We start from the raw sequence: 19,322 nt of genomic DNA on the forward strand, positions 1-19,322 counted from the left end.
CGTGCAACCGCCTTGTCAGTCTGTCCGGTGCGGGCACCGAGCGTACCGCCGTCGTCCCCGCCGTCCTGCCCGCCGCCGGGCCCGACGGCACGGCGGCGGGCACCTGTCCACGGACGCGGCCGGCCCCTCGGGACCCGCACCATGTGGTCGAACCGACGTCTGCCACGGGGGCGCCGGTTCAATCCTGCGTGTCACCAGTTGATCGCGTCGTCCATCGACTGCTGCCAGTACGTCACCTTCACGGAGTCGTCCACGTAGACGCCCTTGGCGGGCAGCGCCGGGTGGGCGCCGGTTCCGGTGCTCCCGGTGCCGGAGCGGCCCTGGAAGTAGACGGTGAGCGACTTCTCCGTGTTGCCGTGGGCGCCGCTGCCGTCGGCCGCGGACAGGTTCACCGAGGCGTAGCCGGACTCACCGGGCTTGAGCGTGACGACCGCCTGCGGCTTGGAGTCCTCGATGACCGGCGGCACCGACTGCGCCGACCCGAAGCGGACGGACGGGTAGCCGTAGAGGAAGCACGTCGAACCACCCGTATTGGTGACCGTGAGGAGCATGTGGTTGACGGGGCGGGTCAGGAGAGCGGCGACGGTCCTGGTGCGGGAACCCTCGCACGTGACGGTCCCGCTCACGGCGCCGCTCCTGCCGCCGCCGCTCGCGGACGTGCCGGCCGCCGAGACGTTCGTACCCGACGCGCCCGACGTGCCGGACGAGCCCCGCGTACCGGACGAGCCCTGCGTGCCCTGCGCCGAACCGGAGGCGCCGGACTTCGCGTCGTCCCGGGAGGAGGAGTCCCCGGAGGGCGCGGGGGTGACGGAGGACGTGAGGGCGGAGGTGTGTGCGGACGGGGTCTCGGCGCGGACCCCCGAGCCGTCGTCGCACGCCGTCAGGGAGAGGGCGGCGAGCGTGCCGGTCGCGGCGACGGTCAGGAAACGGGTGCGGAGATTCCGGATGCTGGACATACGGGTGGAGCCCCTTCGGTGGTGCGGTGGGTGTGGTGCTTGGATGGCAGAAGCCTGTGCGGTGATCCGTCCCAGCCGCAATGAACGGCGGCCAGTTGGGGACGCTGGAACGCGGAAACGGGCGTTGACCAGGGAAGACGTCAGGCGCCTGGAACGCGGGAATGGGACGCGCCGCGCCGGGGGGAAAGGGGAGGACGATGAACGAGACGCCTGGAGCGACGGGAGCGGCGGGGGTGACTGCTCCGGCGGGAGTGACGGCGGAGGCGAGCGCGCTGGCCGGACTGCTGCGGGACTTCAAGGACCGCTCCGGAGTCAGCTACGGGGCGCTGGCCAAGCGGCTCCACATGAGCACGTCGACGCTGCACCGGTACTGCAACGGCACTTCGGTGCCCAACGACTACGCCCCGATCGAGCGGCTCGCCCGCGTGTGCCGGGCGTCCCCGGAGGAACTGGTCGAGCTGCACCGGCGCTGGATCCTGGCGGACGCGACGCGGGGAAGCGGAAGGACACCGGGGCCGGGCACGCAGGCGGGCGCGCGGGTCGCCTTAGGGGCGGACAGGACCGCTTCTCCTTCGGCCGACACGGTCGCCTCCGCGGCGGACGGGCCTGCTTCCTCCACGGCTTCCTCCACGGCGGGCACCGCGGTTTCTTCCACGGCGTCCGCCGCGGCGTCCTCCGTGGTGCACACGGCTGCGGACACGGAGGTCTCCGCGAGCGCGGGCCGGGAGTCCGCCACGGCGGCGGGCGCGGCCGAGCCGGTGTCCGCGGCCGGGGACGGGGAAGGGGAAGGGGACGGAGCCGACACGGGGCGCGGGGCGGACGTGGCCGGCGCGGCGAGGCCCACGGATCCGGGCCCGGCCGCCGATCCGTCCTCCGTCACCTCGCCTCCCGCACAGAGGTGGCGCCGTCGTACCCTGCTCCTCGCCTGCGCCGGAGCCGCCGCCGCGCTGGCCGCCGCGGTGATCGTCGGGAATCCGCTGCCCCCGGGGCACGCCGACGGCAGCAGGACGGTCGCGGGTACGGCCGACGACGCGAAGCCGACGGCCGGCGCCACCACCTCCAGGGCCGACCGGCGCGGCGCGGGCAAGCCGTCACCGTCGTCCGCCTCCCCGTCACCGTCGGAGCGGGTGGCCACGAAGAGCGCGGCGCCCGCCGGACCGCCCGCGTCGGCCCCGGCCGGAACCCGCCCCGCCGGCGAGCGCCCGGTGGCGGTCCCCGTGAACGTCGCCACCCGGCCGTTCGTCTACGAAAGCCCGTGCAGCCAGCACTTCCTGGTCGACAGTGAGCCCGAACAGGTCGGGCCGCCCGCCGCGGAGCAGGACGCGCCCCGCTGGGCCGCCGCGTACGGGGCGGTCTCGTCGGGGGAGCAGCGCGTCGGCCTCACCGTGCAGGGCGCCGGGAGCGACACCGTGGTCCTGGAGGCGTTGCACGTCCGCGTCCTCACGAAGGCCGCACCGCTCGCCTGGAACGACTACTCGATGGGCGTCGGCTGCGGCGGCAGGGTCGACACCAAGTCCTTCGGCATCGACCTCGACAGCGGCAGCCCGACCGTCACCGCCGGGAGCGGCGGGCGCGACTTCCCGTACAAGGTCAGCGAGTCGGACCCGGAGGTCTTCTACATCACCGCCCACACCCGTGCGCACGACGTCCGCTGGGACCTGACCCTCGACTGGTCCAGCGGCGACCGCCACGGAACGGTCCACATCGACGACAACGGCCGCCCGTTCCACACCAGCGGCTCCACCGGCCGCCCCGGGTACGACTATCCACTGGGCGGCAGCGAGTGGATCCCGCGGGAGTAGGACGCGTACCGGCCCGCACGGGCGTACGGGGACCCGTGCCGGTCACGCGCGAGCGGCCGCACCCCGGCCAGGAACCGGTCGGGGTGCGGGAAGGGCCGCTCACATGGGCCGCGAGAGCAGGCGGACCTCTCCGGGCGGCCACGCCGCGTCGTCCCGCAGCGGCGTCCACATGGTCCGCAGCGGCATGATCACGGGCCCTCCGGGCTGCTCGACGCGGACGTCCCGGTCTAGGGGCAGCCAGCCCAGGCGCCGGTAGAGCGCCACCAGGGGCGGCCGGCAGAAGAGAAGTCCGTACGGCGGCCCCAGCGTCCGCGCGTGGTCGACGGCCGCCGACACGACCGCCCGTGCCAGCCCGTGGCCCCGCAGGTCCGGTGCGACCGCCACCCCGCCGACCCCCACCACCTCCGTCCCGGCGCCGGCGACCGACAGGGGCAGGCGCAGCAGACCGGCGTGCGCGACGAGACGGCCCGCACGGCGGATCCCGAAGTGGATCTCCTTGGGCAGCCAGGTCAGTCCGGCGTCGGCCACGCCGAAGGGATCGTCGCTGTCACCGAGGATCTCGGCCTGCTCGCTCCTGGTGTACCCCGTGAGCCGCACCACGGACGGTGAGCCTGAGGAGTGGCGGTCTGTCATCCCGGCATGATCCCCCTCGCCCCACCTCCTGGCCAACTCCCCACAACGGAGCGCTGATCGTGCGTGCCGTACATCGGCCGCCCGAGCCGTCCGAGCTGTCCGGACCGTGCGGTGGAGGGGGGCGGGGTCTCGGGCCGCGTAATCTTTCCCTGTGTCAGACTCCCGTCGGCGTCGCGTCGCCGTCCTCGTGCTCGAGGGAGCGAAGCCGCTCGATGTCGGGATCCCCGCGCAGGTCTTCACGACCCGCGCGAGCATGCCGTACGAGGTGCGCGTGTGCGGCGCGACACCCGGACTCGTGACCGGGGGCGACGGCCTCGCCTATCACGTCGCCGACGGCCTCGACGCCCTCGCGTGGGCCGACATCGTCTTCGTCCCCGGCTACCGTTTCCCCGACCGCGACGACCCGCCGCGGACCGTCGTCGACGCGCTGATCGCCGCCCACGACCGGGGCGCCCGGCTCGCCGCCATCTCCACGGGCGCCTTCGCGCTCGCCGCGACGGGTCTGCTCGACGGCAGGCGCGCCACGACGCACTGGCACTACACGCGGGCGCTCGCGGCCAGGTATCCGCTCGTCCAGGTCGACGAGAACGTGCTGTTCGTCGACGAGGGCAGCGTGCTGACCTCGGCCGGCGCCGCCTCCGGCATCGACCTGTGCCTGCACATCCTGCGCGGCGACCTCGGCGTGGCCGCGTCCAACCACGCGGCCCGGCGCCTGGTCGCCGCCCCCTACCGCAGCGGCGGGCAGGCCCAGTACGTGCCGCGCAGTGTTCCCGAGCCGCACGGCGAGCGGTTCTCCGCCACCCGCGAGTGGGCGCTGCACCGGCTCGGTGAACCCCTCACCCTCGACACGCTGGCCCGGCAGGCCGAGGTCTCGCCGCGCACGTTCTCCCGCCGCTTCGTCGAGGAGACCGGCTACACGCCGATGCAGTGGGTGATGCGCGCCCGCATCGACCTGGCCCGCGAGCTGCTCGAACGCTCACAGCGCAGCGTCGAGCAGATCGCCGACGACGTCGGGCTCGGCACCGGCGCGAACCTGCGCCTGCACTTCCAGCGCATCCTCGGCACCACACCGAGCGAGTACCGGCGCACCTTCACCCGGGGCGACTGACCCGCCCGGGTGACGCGTGGCGGGATCCTTTTGAACCATGGCGATCCCGCCACTGTCAGCCGTGCGCGCGGCGCGCGAACCTGATGGCGAACGGAAGGGACACCATTCATGACTCGCATCGCCATCAACGGATTCGGCCGCATCGGACGCAATGTGCTGCGCGCCCTGCTGGAACGCGACAGCACCCTGGAGATCGTCGCCGTCAACGACCTGACGGAGCCCGCCACGCTCGCCCGGCTGCTCGCCTACGACAGCACCGCCGGCCGGCTCGGGCGCCCGGTGACCGTCGACGGGGACACCCTCGTGGTCGACGGCCGCAGGATCACGGTGCTGGCCGAGCGGGAGCCGGAGCGGCTGCCGTGGGCCGACCTCGGTGTCGACATCGTCCTGGAGGCCACCGGCCGTTTCACCTCGGCGAAGGCCGCCCGCGCGCACCTCGACGCGGGCGCGAGGAAGGTGCTCGTCAGCGCCCCGTCGGACGGTGCCGACGTCACGCTCGCGTTCGGCGTCAACACCGACGCCTACGACGCGGCCCTGCACACGGTCGTCTCGAACGCCTCCTGCACGACCAACGCGCTCGCACCGCTGGCCTCGGTCCTCGACGAACTCGCGGGCATCGAGCACGGGTTCATGACGACGGTGCACGCGTACACGCAGGAGCAGAACCTCCAGGACGGTCCGCACCGGGATCCCCGCCGGGCCCGTGCCGCCGGCGTCAACATCGTGCCCACCACGACGGGCGCCGCCAAGGCGATCGGCCTGGTCCTGCCGAACCTCGACGGCAAGCTGTCCGGCGACTCGATCCGCGTCCCGGTGCCGGTGGGCTCCATCGTCGAACTCAACACGACCGTCGCCCGCGACGTCACGCGCGAGGAGGTGCTGGCCGCGTACCGCACCGCCGCCGAGGGGCCGCTCGCCGGCGTCCTCGAGTACTCGGAGGACCCGCTCGTGTCGTCCGACATCACCGGCAATCCCGCGTCGTCCATCTTCGACTCGGCCCTCACCCGCGTCGACGGCCGCCACGTCAAGGTGGTCGCCTGGTACGACAACGAGTGGGGCTTCTCGAACCGTGTGATCGACACGCTCGAACTGCTCGCCGCGGGCTGACCGGACGCCGGGGGCCGCGGTTGTACAGCGGCCCGCCGCGCGAGATACAACATCGACATGAAGACACGACCGACGCGGGCGATGTGGTGGGCCGAAATGGCGGTTTTCCTCACGGTGGCCGCGGTGACCCTCGCGGCGATCGCCTTTCTGGGGTCCCTGGCGGCCGCCGGCCGCCACGTGACCCTCGACGCCATGCCGTCGGCCCTGCTGATCGCGCTGTCCGTCGGCGCCGGGATCCTCGCGAGCGGCCGGTTCCGTGCGTGGGGCCTGCGGCGCAGGCCGTGAACCGGGGCCGCCACCGGACACCGGGGGGCGGCCCGGCGCGCCGCGTGTCCTCGGGCACGGGCCGCGTATCCGCGACCGTGCCCCGGACGCCGGGGCGCGGTGGGTTCAGCGGGCCGCGTGGGCTCCCGGAGACGTGGCGGTGAGCACCGGTTCCAGCGCCCCGGTGCGCAGCCGCGTGACGAGCGGGACCCCGACGCGTCCCATGACCGCGGAGATCAGCAGGGCGCAGGGCATCGCGATGAGGGCGGCGCCGAGCACGTCGTGCGGGTAGTGGTCGCCGAGGTAGACCCGGGTGAAGCCCTCGAAGACCGCGAACACGACGGTGATGGCGGACAGGCGCCGGTCCAGCAGCCACAGCGCGGCCACCGTGGCGAAGGCGGTGGTGCTGTGGCCGCTGGGGAAGGCGTAGTCGTCGCGGGCCGGGCAGGCGTCGACGATGTAGGCGTGCGGCAGCGAGTAGCAGGGCCGCGCCTCGGCGACGATCTTCTTGATGACCTCGGTGACGGCGAACGCGCCCGTCACCGCTATCGGCGCGGCCAGGGCCAGCGTCATCTCACGGGCGTCGCGGCGACGGGCGTTCCACCAGCCCATCAGCATGAGCACCGCGAACACCCCCAGGCCCGCGTTGGTCCACAGAGCGATCGGCGTGTTGAGCCACCGGGTGTCGTGGGCGAAGTCGGTCACGGCGGTGAAGAGCGGGCCGTCGATGCGGGAGCCGTCGAAGGCGAGCTGGACGGCGGGACGGGCTGACATCAGGCGGGGTCTCCCAAGAGCGTGCGACAGGGCTGCCTGGAGATCCCCACGGTCCGGCCGGTACGCCGGCCGGTGCTGCCGGTGCCCCGGAACAGGGACGGGCCCCGGCGGGGGCCGACCACCGCTCATCCGCTGGAGTTCTACAGGACTGTAGACGATGAACGGAGGGTAGCCAACGCATGAACGCGAGGCGTACACCGGGGGTGTTGACCAGGTAGGGCGGGGGAGTCCGAGATCCTGATTCATCTGCATTCGTCCCGGCAGGAGCCGGTCACGGACGCGCACGGCAGGATTTCCGGAACCGGAGGGGGGCTTCCCGAACCAGCGGAACGTCCCGAACCTGCCTGCCTGCCACGGCTGTTCGGCGCATCCTCCGGTCCGCCCGGGTTACCGGCGCTCCGGCCAGGCGCACTTGCCCGGCATTCCCGTCCCCGGACAGGGAACCATTCAGGCGCCTGGCGCATTCTGCGTGGTGTAACCATCTTGCGGAAAGGACGGCCCACGCATGATCACGCTCACCAAGGAAGACGGCCCGGCGGACCTGGACGGAGTGACGCATCTGTCCATCGGGGTCTCCTGGGATCCCACCGCCGGCAGCAGCGGCGGGGTGCTGGGCGTGCTGCGCCGCAAGACCGGCACCGACCTCGACCTGATAGCCGTCGCGATGCAGGGCCGCGATCCGGTGCGTTTCGCCGGCCTGGACTCGTCCGACCCCATGGGCAACGGCTCCCTGATCCACAGCGGCGACAACCAGACCGGCCGCGGGGACGGTGACGACGAGACGGTGACCGTCGAGTTCGCCCGGATCCCGCCCCAGATCACGTCGATCGTGTTCGTCGCCGCCGCCTACAAGAGGGGCAGTTCCTTCCAGAAGGCACGCAACATCAGCTTCAAGGTCTACGACGCGACCGGAGGATCGTCGCAGCAGGTCGCCGACATCTGGCCGAGCCTGCTCACCCAGGACAACGGCTGCGCCGTGGCCAAGGCGATACGGGTCGGCGGCACATGGAAGCTCGAAGTCGTCAATGTGACGGGGAAGATCAAGCAGGGCGACGAACACGCCCTGATGCGCTTCGCGATCAGCAAGTAGCCCGAGGCGGCGAGCCCCGGCGGGGGAGCGCGCGTGCGCGGCGCCTGCCGCTGCCGCCGCACTCCGAGGCGGGCCGCGGGCTCGTCGTCATCGGCGGCCGGCGGGGCGGAACCGTGCGTCGAGCCGGGGCGCTTCGAGCCGGGGCGCTTCTAGAGGCCGCGGTCCTTGTTCCACCGGCTGATGTACATCGCGTAGAGGACGTTGCCGATGCCCGCGGTGAAGCAGAACAGCACGACATGGACGCCCATGGACTGCCGGCGCCGCCGGAACGCCCCGCCCGCGAACGCCGTCGCGGAGACCGCGTTGTTGATGACGATCGGAGGCTGCGGAGCGTACGGCTGCCCGCCCTGCGCGGCGTAGGGCTGCCCGGCGTAGGGCTGGCCCGGATGCGGCGGATAGGGCTGGCCCGGCTGCGCGCCGTACGGCTGAGCGGGCTGCCCCGGGTACGGCTGAGCGGGCTGCCCCGGGTACGGCTGAGCGGGCTGTCCCGGATAGGGGTGCGCGGGCTGTCCCGGGTACGGCTGGGCGGGCGGGCCGGGAGGAGTGCTCATGTCGTGCCTCAGATGTGTGTGTCGTGTGAATACGGCACTGGATAGTAAGGCTTTGGGGCACTCGGTGTGAAATTCCTCTTACCTTTCGGTTCAGTTGCTCCGCCCGCTTCGTACCCGGCTCGGTCCTCCGGCTGAACGGCGCCCGCACGCCCGGGTGCTGAGGGTGCGGGCACCGTCCGGCGCGAGGGGTCGTCCCGTGCATCGGCGCCCTTCAGCCCCGGGCCCGGTCATGGCCTCTACCGCCGCGAGACCCCGGCGGGCGCTCCGGCCCCGGCCACGGACGGGGCCGCCGGCTCTGAGCGGGCGCAGTCGTGCACGGCCTGGAGAAGGGCGGCGATCTCCTCCTCCGTGTTGTAGTAGTGCACCGACGCCCTGACGAGCTCCTCGAGTCCGCGGCCGTCCATGTCCAGCCGGGTCGAAGCCGTCCGGGACACGCTGACGTTGATGCCGCGTGCGGCCAGCGCCGCCTTGATGTCCGGGGCCGGCACGCCGTCCAGGGTGAACGTTGTGATGCCACAGCGCCGTACACCCCGGTCGCGCACGGTGACGCCGGGGATCTCGGCCAGTTGCTCGCGCAGCGCGGCGGCCAGCCGGGTCACCCGGGCCTGGATCCGCGGCAGCCCCCAGCCGAGGGCGTGGTCGATGGCCGCGCCCAGGCCGAGGCGGGCCGCGTAGTTGGCCTCCCAGGTCTCGAACCGGCGTGCGTCCGGGCGGATTTCGTACCGGTCGGCGGCCGTCCAGGTCGCGGCGTGCAGATCCAGGGTCGGCGGGTCCAGGCGATCGAGCACCTCCCTCCGGACGTAGAGCAGACCGGTCCCACGGGGGCCGCGCAGATACTTGCGGCCCGTCGTGGAGAGCATGTCGCACCCGATCTCCCGCACGTCGACGGCGAGTTGTCCCACCGACTGGCAGGCGTCGAGGAGATACAGCGCCCCGGCCTCGCGCGCGACCCTCCCCACCTCGACCGCGGGGTTCACGAGACCCCCGTTGGTGGGGACATGGGTCATCGAGACGAGCCGCACCCGCTCGTCCGTCATCGCGCGCAGGGCGTCGACGGAGAGCTGGCCGTGCTCGTCGTCGGGGACGACCTCGACGCGGGCGCCGGTGCGTTCGGCCACCTGGAGGTAGGCGATGAAGTTGCTCGCGTACTCGGCCATGCTGGTCAGGATGCGGTCGCCCGGCCGGAACCGGATGCCGTAGAAGGCCATGTCCCAGGCCCGGGTCGCGTTGTCGACCAGGGCGATCTCGTCCCGGTCGCAGCCCAGCAGCCGTGCCGCGGAGTCGTACACCGCGTCGATCTGCACGGAGGCCTGCGCGGCGGCCTCGTAGCCGCCCGTCTCGGCCTCCAGGTGGAGGTGCCGCACGGACGCGTCGAGGACCTGGCGGGGCATGAGGGAAGCGCCCGCGTTGTTGAAGTGCGCAACCTTGGCGCATCCCGGGGTGTCGGCCCGCGCCCGGGCGACGTCACTGAGCGTAAGGCCCCCCTGGGCCACGATCTGTCCTGCTCGTGTGTACGTCACTTCTCTTCTCCCCTCGCGTCCCGGATCTTCCGAGAGCCCCGGCGAAGCAGACCCGCGGTGTCCGGTCTCCATGCCATGAGCATTGCCTCCGAGCGTGTCGGCCTACCCTGACGGCCTTCCGAAGGGACCCGGCCGACTGGCCGGAGTGAACCGGCCGGCAGGCCGGGTTCGCGGAGGGACGTGCACCGTCGGACATGAAAACGGGATTCACCCCGCGGGCGACCGGACTCAGGCCCTGACGGGTCCGGTGGCCCTGGCCGGTCCGGCGGGGGCTGGTCACGGCCCTCCACACTCCCCGGGAATTCGGCTGTCCTCGCTGCTGGGCATTTGTAAGCTCGGCCCCATGTGCAGGTACGCCTTCGCCCACTACAAGCTGCACTACGCGTGTGTGTCGTGCCGGGTCAGCTTCAAGCGGCACCCCGACGGCACACGCGGGCACACGTGCCCGAACTGCGCAGGGCCGCTGCTGTGCGCGGGCCACGACTTCGCGGCACCCCGCCGCGGCGACCGCAAGGCCTGGTCGGTCGTCACGGCGGTCCTGAACGCGGGGCTGCGCTACGAGGGCTTCGAGCCGTGCGGCTGCGGACGGGAGCCGAAGTTCCGCCCCCGTACCCGCGCCCAGCTGCGCGCCCGCCGCAGAGCCGCCGCCCGGACCGGCATCCCGCTGGCGGAACTGCTCGGCCGCCGCGACCCGCAGGAACCCGGCTGACCCGGCCGCCGCACGGCACAGCCCCGCGTGATGTCCGTCCGGTGGACCGGTGCGAGCATGTCCGGGAAGCGGAACGCGACGGGCCGGACGATCCGTACGCACGCGGGATCGTGGCCCGCTGGGGGACGCCCGCCGGCGCTGGGCGGTGACTGCGTCCGTGTTGTCGCGTCCCGGTTCGTCCCGGGCGAAGCGGAATGGCGCGGGCTAGAGTGGATGGGCGAATTCGGGGCATCGGCGCCCCCGTCGGGCAACGGTCCTGACCGCTGCTTCATCGCGGCGCACGCCGTCGACACGGAGAGGCTGGACGTGTCCGAGGAGACCACCCCCGCCTGCCTCGGTTCCCCGCTGTACAGCCACGCGCTCGCACGCGCGGTCGTCCACGGCGCCTACGAGCAGGTGGAGGAACGGCCGACCACGGGGGCGGAACACCAGCGGGGGAGGGGGGCCACCGTCAGCTGCCGGAGGTGACGTACATGAGCCCGACCGAAAGCCCGAGAATCACCGGGGTCCACCATCTCTCGTTCACCGTGACCGACGTGGACGACAGCCTGGACTGGTACCAGCGGCTGTTCGACGCCGAGCGCGTGGATCACAAGTTCGATCACCTCTTCCGGGAGGAGACGGGCTACGGGGTGCTGCTGGTGACCCCCGACTCCGGAGTCGTGATCGGGCTGCACTCGAACACCGGCAATCAGCACGAGGGGTTCCTGGAAGCGCGGACAGGACTGGACCATGCCTCCTTCCAGGTCGGTTCGCGCGCCGACCTGGAGGCCTGGATGGCGCGGCTCGACGAGCTCGGCATCGCGCACACCCCCATCCGGGACGAGACGGAACCCTTCGCGTACTCCACCGTCGTGTTCCGCGACCCGGACAACATCCAGCTCGAATTCATCGCGACCGGCTGAGTTCGAGCCTGAGCCACGGCACAGCCCGGCACAGCCCGGCGGAAGAGGCACCGTGAACGAGACGTTCCAGGCCGGTGCCGCACGGCGCCCGGCCGGCCCCCGGGCCCGCTGATGCCCCGGCCGACCCGGCGGCCCGGCGGGACGGAGGGCCAGGACGCCCACGACGGCCAGGACGCCCACGACGGCCAAGGCGCCCACGACGGCCAAGGCGCCCAAGGCGCCCACGGCGTCACGGACGTCCAGGAGAGCCGCCCGGCGTCCCACGGGCCCGTGGCGTGGCTGCGCGGCCGCGATCCGGGGCTGACGGCACTACGACGCGCCCTGCGCGCCGCGATCGTGACCCCCTCGCTCCTCGCCGTCACCTACCTCGGCCTCGGCCGGCCGACCGTCGCGGTGTTCGCGGCCTTCGGCTCGCTCGTCCTGACCCTGTTCGTGGACTTCGGCTGCCCGATGCGCGAACGGATCGAGGCCCAGACGGCACTGCTCCTCGGCACCACCGTCATGGTCCTCCTGGGGAGTCTGGCCGGGCGGACGGCCGGGCTCGCCGGTGCGGTGACCTTCGTGGTCGCGTTCTGCGTGCTGTTCTCCGGCATCGTCAGCTCCACCCTGGCCGGGGCGACCACCTCGCTCCTCATCGCCTACGTGCTGCCGGTGACGCTCGGCGGACCCGTGGACACCGTCCCGGAGCGCGTCGCCGGCTGGGCGGCCGGCGGAGTGGTCTCGGTCGTCGCCGTCGCCCTCCTGTGGCCGGCTCCGCCCCGCGAGCAACTGCGCACCGCCACCACCCGGGCCTGTTCCCTGCTCGCCCGCAGACTGCGCGCCGAGGTCGACTGCGTGCCGGAGAGGGCCGCGCACGAGCAGGCTCTCGAAACGGCGGTCCGCGAGGCGCGGGAGGGCCTCGCCGACCTGCGGAGGACGTTCTACGGCACGCCGTACCGGCCGACCGGTCTGTCCATGTCGGGCCGCGCCCTGGTCCGGCTGGTCGACCAGGTGATCTGGCTCGGCTCCGTACTGGAACAGGAGCCGGCGAAGAGCGGGGACCCGCTGAGCGAGGCCGTGGTGTGCGAGGTCGAACTGGCGACCGCCGTCCTCCTGGAGAACAGCGCCGCGCTGCTGCGGGCCGAGACGCCGCCGCCCCGCAGCCTGGACCCCCACCTCGCCCGGCTCGACGCGGCCCGGATGAGGCTGGAACGGGCCATGGTCGGGCTCCTCCCCGAGAAGGTCGCGGTCGCCGCGCCCGGGCCCGCCGGAGGGCCCGGAACCGGTGGCGGGCCCCTCCCCGCGCCCGCCACCGCGGCACAGCACGCCCCGGCCACCGCTTCGGGCCCCGTCCCGTCCACCGCCCCCGAGCGCGTCCCGGTCCCCGCTCCCGGGGCCGCCGACGCGCTGATCGGTGCGCTGGGGCCCAGTTTCCGCGCCCAGAACATGAGCTTCGTGGTGACCTCGATCGCGGGTGACATCGAACTCGCCGTGACGGCACGCCTGCGCGGCAGGCGGGACCGGCTGCTCGGCCGCCGGCCGCCGGGCAGCGACTCCGCCCTCTCCTCGGCGCAGGAGCGCTTCGCGGCCCACCTGAGCCGCAACTCCGTGTGGCTCCACAACAGCCTGCGCGGAGCCGCCGCGCTGAGTGTCGCGGTGGTGGTCGCCCACCTCACCGGTCTGGATCACGCGTTCTGGGTGGTCTCCGGCACGCTCGCCGTGCTGCGCTCCAATGCCGTGAGCACGGGGCAGACGGTCTGGCGGGCGCTGCTGGGCACGGTCCTCGGCTTCGCCGTGGGCGTGACGCTGATCCTCGCGCTGGGCGGGCACCCCGTCGTGCTGTGGCTGCTGCTGCCCCTGGTGATCGTCCTGGTGGGGCTGGAGTCGGCCGTCGCGGCCTATACGGCGGGACAGGCCGGTTTCACCGTCGTCCTGCTGGTCCTCTTCAGCATCATCGCCCCCCAGGGCTGGCGGCTCGGGCTGGTCCGGATCGAGGACGTGGCTCTCGGATGCGCCGTCAGCCTGGTGGTCGGCCTGCTGTTCTGGCCGCGCGGCGCGGCCGCCGCGCTGGGCCGGGTGCTGTGCGAGGCGTTCTCCGACGGCGGCCGGTACCTGCGTGGTTCCGTCGTGTCCGGGCTGAGCCGCTGCGACGGCACGGGGGCCACGGGCACGGCCGCAGCGGCTAGGGCGGCCACGGCGGCCACCGTACCGGCGTCCGGCGGTGACGGCCGGCGCCGCGCCTCGGCCTCCGCGCGCCGGCTCGACGACGCGTTCCGCGAGTACCTCGCCGAACGCGGCGCGAAGCGGCTCGTGCTGGCCGATGTGACCGCGCTCGTGGACGCGGTCGCCATCCTGCGGCTCACCGCCGACGCCGTCACCGACCTCTGGTCACGCGCGGGACACGCGCGCGCGGGCGACCGGGGCGCGGCGGGCGCCGAGATCCTCGGCTCCTGCGAGTCCGTCGTCACCTGGTTCGAGTCGGCGGGCGCGGCACTGGCCGGCGACGGCGACGCGCCCGGCCCCCCGGTGGGCCGACCGGCGATGGACGCGGCCCTGCGGGAGAGCGTGCGCCGCGACCTGACGGCGGGCACGGAACAGAGCGCCGCGACCGCCGTGCGAATGGTGTGGACGGCGGACCACCTCGATACGACGCGCCGCCTCCAGGCCGACATCGACGCCCCCGTCCGCGCCGCGGCCGCGGCTGTCGCACGCCGGTAGCGCGAGGGTCCGTCGCGACGACGTGATGGCACGTCTCCTGGGGACGACGTCATGGCAGGTGTCCCGTGCCGAGGCGCCGGCGCGGTGCCCGGGGTGCCGGGCCGGGGGAGTGCCACCCGGCCGGGTCGTCACATGGCCTCCGCCGTCGGCCGACCGTGCCGGGGCTCGCCCTGGTCCTCCTCCTCGGGGCAGACGCACTTGGCGAGGCAGCGGGTGCGGGACAGCGCGAACACGCCGTAGACCACCAGAGCGGCGCCCAGCAGCGCCGGCAGGCTCCACCATCCGCCGCGGGGTGTCTCCGCGTACAGCGTCACCCCGAGCAGGAAGCTCACCGTGGCGTCCCCGAGGGTGAGCGCGGGCTGGGAGCCGATGAGCGGGCCACCCTGCATCGCGTAGCCCAGCAGCAGGATGGACACCGATCCGGCGACCGCGAAGCCGTAGGTCTGCCAGGCCAGGAAGAACCCGACCGCGCCCTGTCGCGACAGGATGTCCATGGACGACTTCACCAGCGCGGCCGTGAGCGCGTTGCCGACCGCCGCCGCGGCTGCCAGGCAGGCGGCCCGCGCCAGTCCCTGAGGACGGCGCAGACCGGCGAGCACGAGTGCCGTGCCGACACCGCCGAGGACGACGAGTGTCGGCACCCACCACATGCCGGGCACCTGCGGCCGCCCCCCGGAGGGAGCGGCCGAGAACAGTGCGACGGCCAGGCCGGCGAAGATGCAGATCACGCACCCCCACGCCTTGCGGGACACGTCGACCCGGAAGACCGCGCTGCCGATCACGAGGGCCAGCGGCAGTTCGAGGATGAAGATCGGCTGCACGGTGGCCAGCGACCCCCACATCAGCGCCAGGGCCTGGAACAGCGCCGCGAACACGGTGCCCAGGATCCCGACGAACCAGGCGGGATTGCGCAGCAGGTCCCGGACGAGACCGAGTCCCCGGCCGTGGGCGTCGGGCACGTGGACCACCGCCCGCCGCTGCAGCACGGTGCCCAGGGCGTTGCTGGCCGCGGCCGCCACGGCGAAGAGGACCGCGAGAAGCATTCCGGTCGCACCGCCTCCGCGTCAGAGGATCTTGAGCATCTCCTCGGCGAGCGGACCGGAGGACGCGGGATTCTGCCCCGTGTAGAGCGTGCGGTCCACCACGGTGTACGGCTCCCAGGCCGGTCCCCGCGAGTAGTCGGTGGGCAGCTTCTTCAGCTCGTCCTCCAGCAGCCACTTGGCCTTGTCGGCGAAGCCGACCCCCGCCTCCTCCTCGTTGGTGAACCCGGCGACGCGGTAGCCGGCGAAGGGGGTCTCGCCGTTCTCGTCACGGGTCGCGAGGATCGCGGCCGGGGCGTGGCAGACGATGCCGAGGGGCTTGCCGGAGTCCAGCGCCGCACGCAGCAGCCTGCCGGAGTCCGCGTCGAAAGCCAGGTCCTCCATCGGGCCGTGGCCGCCGGGGTAGTAGACCGCGTCGAAGTCGTCGAGGTCGATCTCGTCGAGGGGGACGGGGTGGCGCAGTTCGTCGGCGGCCTCGATGGCGGCCTCCATCGCGAGCGCGTTGTCCTCGCCGCCGTTCATGCTCGGCCGCAGGCTCATCGTGTCCACGACGGGCACGACGCCGCCCGGCGTGGCGACGGTGACCTCGTGACCGTCCTTGGTGAACACGGTGTACGGGGCGACGAACTCCTCAGCCCAGTAGCCGGTCGGGTGCCGGTGACCGTCCCGCAACGTCCAGTAACTCGCACCGGTCAGCACGAAGAGAATTCTGGCCATGAGCACTTCTCCCGCGAGAGGAATCGAAGGCGGAAATGACGAGGAGCCCCGGGGCATGACGGCTCCTGATCAGATGTTCACAGGCTCCAAAAGTAACGCGGCGTGTGGGCGGCAGCAACTTGCGGAGTTCCGCCCGTCCGGTGACCGGTGCGGCGAATTCCCGGCGCCGCCGTCCGGAGAATCCGGCGGGGAATTCACGTGCGCCCCACCGGAAAAGCCGGAAATCACTCCCCCGTGACGGGTGCCCCGCTCAGCCGGCGACGGTGTGCCGGGCGGCGGCCAGCGCGCGGTGTACATCGGAGATGACGATGGACCCCTCCCCGACCGCGGAGGCCACGCGCTTGACGGATCCCGAACGCACGTCCCCGACGGCGAAGATGCCGGGCACGCTGGTCTCCATGCTCGCCGGACGGGAGCCGTCGGGGTAGGCGTCGGTCCTCGTGACCTCGGAACCGACCAGCACGAAGCCCTTGGGGTCGGTCTCCAGGAGGCCGTTCAGCCAGGCGGTGTTGGGGGCGGCGCCCAGCATCAGGAAGACGTTGGAGACCGGGTGGCTCTCCGTCCTCCCGGTCCGGTTGTCCTTCCAGCTCACGGACTCCAGCCGCTCCTCGCCCTCCAGGCCCGTGATCTCGGTGTGGACGTGGACCTGGATCCGGGGGGACGCCTCGATGCGCGTCAGCAGGTACTGCGACATGGTGGCGGCCAGTTCGGGTCCCCGCACCAGCACGTGCACCCTGCGCGCGAACTGGGAGAGGAACACCGCGGCCTGCCCGGCGGAGTTGGCCCCGCCCACGATCACGATCTCGTCGCCCAGGCAGAAGGCGCTCTCCAGCGCGGTGGCGGCGTAGTGCACTCCGCTGCCCTCGAAGCGCGCGAGTTCGGGAAGGCCGAGCCGCCGGTACCGTGCTCCCGTGGCCACGACCACGGTACGGGTGCGGATCCTCTCGCCGTCGTCCAGGCGGAGCACGAAGTGCGAGCCGTCGCGGTCCAGTTCCTCCACCCGGCGGGGCAACGCGATGCGGGCACCGAACTTCCGGGCCTGCACCTGGGCGCGTGCGGCGAGGTCGTGACCGCTGACGCCGAGCGGGAACCCCAGATAGTTCTCGATCATCGAGGAGGTGCCGGCCTGACCGCCGGGTGCCTCGGCCTCGATCACCACCGTCCGCAGCCCCTCGGACGCGGCGTACACCGCCGCCGCCAGCCCGGCCGGTCCCGCTCCGACGATGGTCACGTCCGCCGTCTCCGTCACGTCGATCCGCTCCTGGATGCCCAGCAGCGCGGCCACCTCGGAGACCGTCGGATCCTCGGCGTGGACACCGCGCTTGCAGATGACCAGGGGGAGACGCGCGTCGGCGGGGATGCCGTACTCGGCGAGGGCCTCGGCGGCGGCCGGGTCGTCCGCGTCGATGTGCTGCATCGGGTAGTCGTTGCGTTCCAGGAACCGGTGGATCGTGAGCGTGGACGCCGCGGTGCCGGGCCCGACGAGGATGACCTTGCCGTAGCCCTCCTGGATGTAGGTCATGCGGCGCAGGATGAAGGCCTGGAGCAGGGTCCTGGCGATGTCCGGCTCGTTGGCGATCAGTTGGCGCAACTGGGCGGGGGTCAGACGGATCGCCGAGCCGTCACGGCTGACCTGGGCGTGCACGAGGGACTGCTGCCGGTTGACGAGCGACAGCTCTCCGGTGAACTGGCGCTCGCGGTAGACCGTGATGACGCCTTTCTCCGATCTCCTGCCCGATTTGTCGCGGTAGAGCTCGACGGCCCCCTCGGTGACCAGGTAGAAGCCGAAGTCCGTGTCCCCGCAGGTGTACAGGACCTGCCCGGCGCGGAGTTCCTCCACCGTGCCGTACTCCCGCACACGCTCCACCTGGGCCTCGGGGAGCACGGGGTAGACGTCCCCGGTCCTCAGTCCCCAGCTGCTGGGGCCGTCTCCGCTCATCGCCAGCCTCATTCGGATCGGAAGGCGGGAACCGATTCTCCCCCGAGTCGAATTCGCTCACCGGGAGCGCGCCCGTGCGGAGCGCGTTTCCGGATTTCCCATTCTCCGGGGAAAGGAATTCCGGGTGCGCCGAGCGGGTCGTCTCGCCATCTCCGCAGTTCGGCGGGCATTGCCCGACGGGCACGCAGAACAGCACCATTAGATACCCGCCCTCCAGGGTGGTCAAATCATTCCCGTAGGGTCCTGGAACCCTCGCGCGGCCGTGTGCCCTCGCGGTGTCTTCCGAGCCGTTCTCCGGGTGCGCGGCCGGGGGATGCGCAGGATTCTGGTGATGTTCCGGGCGGCTGCCGCGTCACCGGCGGACAGGGCGTGTTCCCTGCCCGCCGCACCGCGTGCGCCGCCACCCGCGGGAGAAACCGAGGCCCCCATGCAGATGCGAGCAGCCCGGATGCACGGTTACAACGAACCCCTGCGCATCGAAGAGGTTCCCGTCCCCGAACCCGCGCCGGACGAAGTGCTGGTGAAGGTCGCCGCGGTGGGCATCTGCCGCAGCGACTACCAACTCGTCGACGGCTACTTCAAGGGCCCGTTCCCCGTGGACTTCCCCTACATCCCGGGGCACGAGGTGGCGGGCCGCGTGGTCAAGCTGGGCAGTGAGGTCCCGGACACGATCGACTACTCGGTGGGCGACATGGTCGTGGTCAACCCCAGCTGGGGCGACGGCACGTGCCGCCAGTGCCGGGAGGGCAACGAACAGCTCTGCAGCGGCGAGGGCAGGTGGGTCGGCTTCGGGCCGCAGGGCGGTTTCGCCGAGTACATCCCGGTGCAGTACAAGCACGCCGTCCCGGTCTCCGAGGAGGCCGCGGAGCAGCCCGAACTCCTCGCCCCGATGACCGACGCGGGCCTCACCCCCTACCGGGCGATGAAGAAGCTCCGGGACACGGGCAAGGTCGGCCCCGGACGCGTCATCGGCGTCACGGGCATCGGCGGCCTGGGCAGCTACGGCATCCAGTACGCCAAGCTGCTCGGCGGCGGCGCGACCGTGGTGGCCCTGGCCCGCACGGACAGCAAACTGGACGTGGCCAAGGAGAACGGCGCCGACCACGGGGTCAACGTCAGGGACAAGTCCACCGAGGCCATCCAGGACGAACTGGAGAGCCTGACGGGAAGCAGGACCTTCGACGCCGTCCTGGACTGCGTCGGCAGCGAGGAGTCCATCCCGATGGCGTTCGACCTGCTCGGCCCCGAGGGCGCCGTGGCGAGCGTCGGTCTGATGAGCCACCACGTCGGCATCGACCAGTTCCCGTTCGTGGGCACCGAGCGGACCTACCTCGGTTCCTTCTGGGGCAACCACGAGAACCTGGTCGAGGTGCTCTCCCTCGCGGAGAAGGGCCTCGTCAAGCACAACGTCACCAAGGTCAAGCTCGAGGACGTCAACGAGAACCTGGAGGCACTCGGCAGGGGCGACGTCGTCGGCCGCCTGGTCATCGTCTTCGACGAGGACTGACCC

18 protein-coding genes are annotated in these 19,322 nt (G+C 72.4%); 10 read left to right on the forward strand and 8 right to left on the reverse strand.

Going from position 1 to position 19,322, the window contains the following annotated elements:
- Positions 1–191: 191 nt before the first annotated feature.
- Positions 192–956 carry a DUF4232 domain-containing protein gene (locus ACIPRD_RS07880; RefSeq protein ID WP_401560995.1) on the reverse strand — a complete coding sequence of 255 codons (765 nt, stop codon included), beginning with the start codon at positions 954–956 and terminating at the stop codon, positions 192–194.
- 197 nt (positions 957–1,153) lie between these two features.
- Here ACIPRD_RS07880 and ACIPRD_RS07885 point away from each other — a divergent pair, with 197 nt between their 5' ends.
- On the forward strand, positions 1,154–2,758 hold the full coding sequence (locus tag ACIPRD_RS07885; RefSeq protein ID WP_401560997.1) for a helix-turn-helix domain-containing protein: 1,605 nt from the start codon (positions 1,154–1,156) through the stop codon (positions 2,756–2,758).
- Between the two features lie 99 nt (positions 2,759–2,857).
- Here ACIPRD_RS07885 and ACIPRD_RS07890 read toward each other — a convergent pair whose 3' ends face one another.
- Positions 2,858–3,391 carry a GNAT family N-acetyltransferase gene (locus ACIPRD_RS07890; RefSeq protein WP_356408364.1) on the reverse strand — a complete coding sequence of 178 codons (534 nt, stop codon included), beginning with the start codon at positions 3,389–3,391 and terminating at the stop codon, positions 2,858–2,860.
- Positions 3,392–3,542: 151 nt separating this feature from the next.
- Between ACIPRD_RS07890 and ACIPRD_RS07895 the strand changes: the two genes are divergently transcribed.
- The 3 genes from ACIPRD_RS07895 (at position 3,543) to ACIPRD_RS07905 (ending at position 5,891) form a co-directional block, all read left to right on the forward strand.
- Entirely contained in the window at positions 3,543–4,499 is a 957-nt protein-coding gene (locus ACIPRD_RS07895; RefSeq protein WP_356408361.1) for a helix-turn-helix domain-containing protein, read from the forward strand.
- A gap of 108 nt (positions 4,500–4,607) precedes the next feature.
- Entirely contained in the window at positions 4,608–5,606 is a 999-nt protein-coding gene (gap, locus tag ACIPRD_RS07900; protein ID WP_356408358.1) for a type I glyceraldehyde-3-phosphate dehydrogenase, read from the forward strand.
- A 57-nt stretch (positions 5,607–5,663) separates the two neighbouring features.
- Entirely contained in the window at positions 5,664–5,891 is a 228-nt protein-coding gene (locus tag ACIPRD_RS07905) for a hypothetical protein (RefSeq protein ID WP_356408355.1), read from the forward strand.
- Between the two features lie 105 nt (positions 5,892–5,996).
- On the opposite strand, the gene ACIPRD_RS07910 is transcribed toward ACIPRD_RS07905, so the two are convergent.
- Positions 5,997–6,644, reverse strand: coding sequence for a phosphatase PAP2 family protein (locus tag ACIPRD_RS07910; protein ID WP_356408352.1), 648 nt, complete (start codon positions 6,642–6,644; stop codon positions 5,997–5,999).
- A 505-nt stretch (positions 6,645–7,149) separates the two neighbouring features.
- On the opposite strand from ACIPRD_RS07910, the gene ACIPRD_RS07915 reads away from it, so the two are divergent.
- Positions 7,150–7,734, forward strand: a complete 585-nt coding sequence (locus tag ACIPRD_RS07915) for a TerD family protein (protein WP_401561003.1) — start codon at positions 7,150–7,152, stop codon at positions 7,732–7,734.
- A gap of 149 nt (positions 7,735–7,883) precedes the next feature.
- On the opposite strand, the gene ACIPRD_RS07920 is transcribed toward ACIPRD_RS07915, so the two are convergent.
- Positions 7,884–8,285, reverse strand: a complete 402-nt coding sequence (locus ACIPRD_RS07920; RefSeq protein WP_401561006.1) for a hypothetical protein — start codon at positions 8,283–8,285, stop codon at positions 7,884–7,886.
- Between the two features lie 236 nt (positions 8,286–8,521).
- Positions 8,522–9,805 (reverse strand): aminotransferase class V-fold PLP-dependent enzyme, encoded by a 1,284-nt coding sequence (locus ACIPRD_RS07925; RefSeq protein WP_401561009.1) that lies wholly within the window; start codon positions 9,803–9,805, stop codon positions 8,522–8,524.
- Between the two features lie 343 nt (positions 9,806–10,148).
- Between ACIPRD_RS07925 and ACIPRD_RS07930 the strand changes: the two genes are divergently transcribed.
- The 4 genes from ACIPRD_RS07930 (at position 10,149) to ACIPRD_RS07945 (ending at position 14,116) form a co-directional block, all read left to right on the forward strand.
- Positions 10,149–10,514, forward strand: coding sequence for a hypothetical protein (locus tag ACIPRD_RS07930; RefSeq protein WP_401561012.1), 366 nt, complete (start codon positions 10,149–10,151; stop codon positions 10,512–10,514).
- A 213-nt stretch (positions 10,515–10,727) separates the two neighbouring features.
- Positions 10,728–10,982, forward strand: a complete 255-nt coding sequence (locus ACIPRD_RS07935; protein ID WP_401561015.1) for a hypothetical protein — start codon at positions 10,728–10,730, stop codon at positions 10,980–10,982.
- Positions 10,983–10,987: 5 nt separating this feature from the next.
- Positions 10,988–11,419, forward strand: a complete 432-nt coding sequence (locus ACIPRD_RS07940) for a VOC family protein (protein WP_401561018.1) — start codon at positions 10,988–10,990, stop codon at positions 11,417–11,419.
- Between the two features lie 111 nt (positions 11,420–11,530).
- On the forward strand, positions 11,531–14,116 hold the full coding sequence (locus ACIPRD_RS07945) for an FUSC family protein (RefSeq protein WP_401561020.1): 2,586 nt from the start codon (positions 11,531–11,533) through the stop codon (positions 14,114–14,116).
- 128 nt (positions 14,117–14,244) lie between these two features.
- Here the strand turns inward: ACIPRD_RS07945 and ACIPRD_RS07950 are convergent, their stop codons facing one another.
- The 3 genes from ACIPRD_RS07950 to ACIPRD_RS07960 form a co-directional block, all read right to left on the reverse strand.
- Entirely contained in the window at positions 14,245–15,159 is a 915-nt protein-coding gene (locus tag ACIPRD_RS07950; RefSeq protein ID WP_401561023.1) for a DMT family transporter, read from the reverse strand.
- A gap of 21 nt (positions 15,160–15,180) precedes the next feature.
- The gene (locus tag ACIPRD_RS07955; protein ID WP_356408324.1) at positions 15,181–15,873 is read right to left on the reverse strand and encodes a type 1 glutamine amidotransferase domain-containing protein; all 693 of its coding nucleotides are present in this window, start codon (positions 15,871–15,873) and stop codon (positions 15,181–15,183) included.
- 250 nt (positions 15,874–16,123) lie between these two features.
- Entirely contained in the window at positions 16,124–17,812 is a 1,689-nt protein-coding gene (locus ACIPRD_RS07960; protein WP_401561026.1) for an FAD-dependent oxidoreductase, read from the reverse strand.
- Positions 17,813–18,239: 427 nt separating this feature from the next.
- On the opposite strand from ACIPRD_RS07960, the gene ACIPRD_RS07965 reads away from it, so the two are divergent.
- Positions 18,240–19,319, forward strand: a complete 1,080-nt coding sequence (locus ACIPRD_RS07965; protein ID WP_356408318.1) for an NAD(P)-dependent alcohol dehydrogenase — start codon at positions 18,240–18,242, stop codon at positions 19,317–19,319.
- The last annotated feature ends 3 nt before the right edge of the window (positions 19,320–19,322 follow it).

Origin of the sequence: Streptomyces sp. NPDC090108 (genome assembly GCF_044747185.1) — a bacterium.
Taxonomy (GTDB): domain Bacteria; phylum Actinomycetota; class Actinomycetes; order Streptomycetales; family Streptomycetaceae; genus Streptomyces.

Coding starts and splice junctions, on each gene's coding strand:
- gap (WP_356408358.1), top strand. CDS start 4,608: ATGACTCGCATCGCCATCAACGGATTCGGCCGCATCGGACGCAATGTG.
- ACIPRD_RS07905 (WP_356408355.1), top strand. CDS start 5,664: ATGAAGACACGACCGACGCGGGCGATGTGGTGGGCCGAAATGGCGGTT.
- ACIPRD_RS07935 (WP_401561015.1), top strand. CDS start 10,728: ATGGGCGAATTCGGGGCATCGGCGCCCCCGTCGGGCAACGGTCCTGAC.
- ACIPRD_RS07940 (WP_401561018.1), top strand. CDS start 10,988: ATGAGCCCGACCGAAAGCCCGAGAATCACCGGGGTCCACCATCTCTCG.
- ACIPRD_RS07930 (WP_401561012.1), top strand. CDS start 10,149: ATGTGCAGGTACGCCTTCGCCCACTACAAGCTGCACTACGCGTGTGTG.
- ACIPRD_RS07960 (WP_401561026.1), bottom strand. CDS start 17,812: ATGAGCGGAGACGGCCCCAGCAGCTGGGGACTGAGGACCGGGGACGTC.
- ACIPRD_RS07885 (WP_401560997.1), top strand. CDS start 1,154: ATGAACGAGACGCCTGGAGCGACGGGAGCGGCGGGGGTGACTGCTCCG.
- ACIPRD_RS07915 (WP_401561003.1), top strand. CDS start 7,150: ATGATCACGCTCACCAAGGAAGACGGCCCGGCGGACCTGGACGGAGTG.
- ACIPRD_RS07965 (WP_356408318.1), top strand. CDS start 18,240: ATGCAGATGCGAGCAGCCCGGATGCACGGTTACAACGAACCCCTGCGC.
- ACIPRD_RS07880 (WP_401560995.1), bottom strand. CDS start 956: ATGTCCAGCATCCGGAATCTCCGCACCCGTTTCCTGACCGTCGCCGCG.
- ACIPRD_RS07950 (WP_401561023.1), bottom strand. CDS start 15,159: ATGCTTCTCGCGGTCCTCTTCGCCGTGGCGGCCGCGGCCAGCAACGCC.
- ACIPRD_RS07945 (WP_401561020.1), top strand. CDS start 11,531: ATGCCCCGGCCGACCCGGCGGCCCGGCGGGACGGAGGGCCAGGACGCC.
- ACIPRD_RS07890 (WP_356408364.1), bottom strand. CDS start 3,391: ATGACAGACCGCCACTCCTCAGGCTCACCGTCCGTGGTGCGGCTCACG.
- ACIPRD_RS07920 (WP_401561006.1), bottom strand. CDS start 8,285: ATGAGCACTCCTCCCGGCCCGCCCGCCCAGCCGTACCCGGGACAGCCC.
- ACIPRD_RS07955 (WP_356408324.1), bottom strand. CDS start 15,873: ATGGCCAGAATTCTCTTCGTGCTGACCGGTGCGAGTTACTGGACGTTG.
- ACIPRD_RS07910 (WP_356408352.1), bottom strand. CDS start 6,644: ATGTCAGCCCGTCCCGCCGTCCAGCTCGCCTTCGACGGCTCCCGCATC.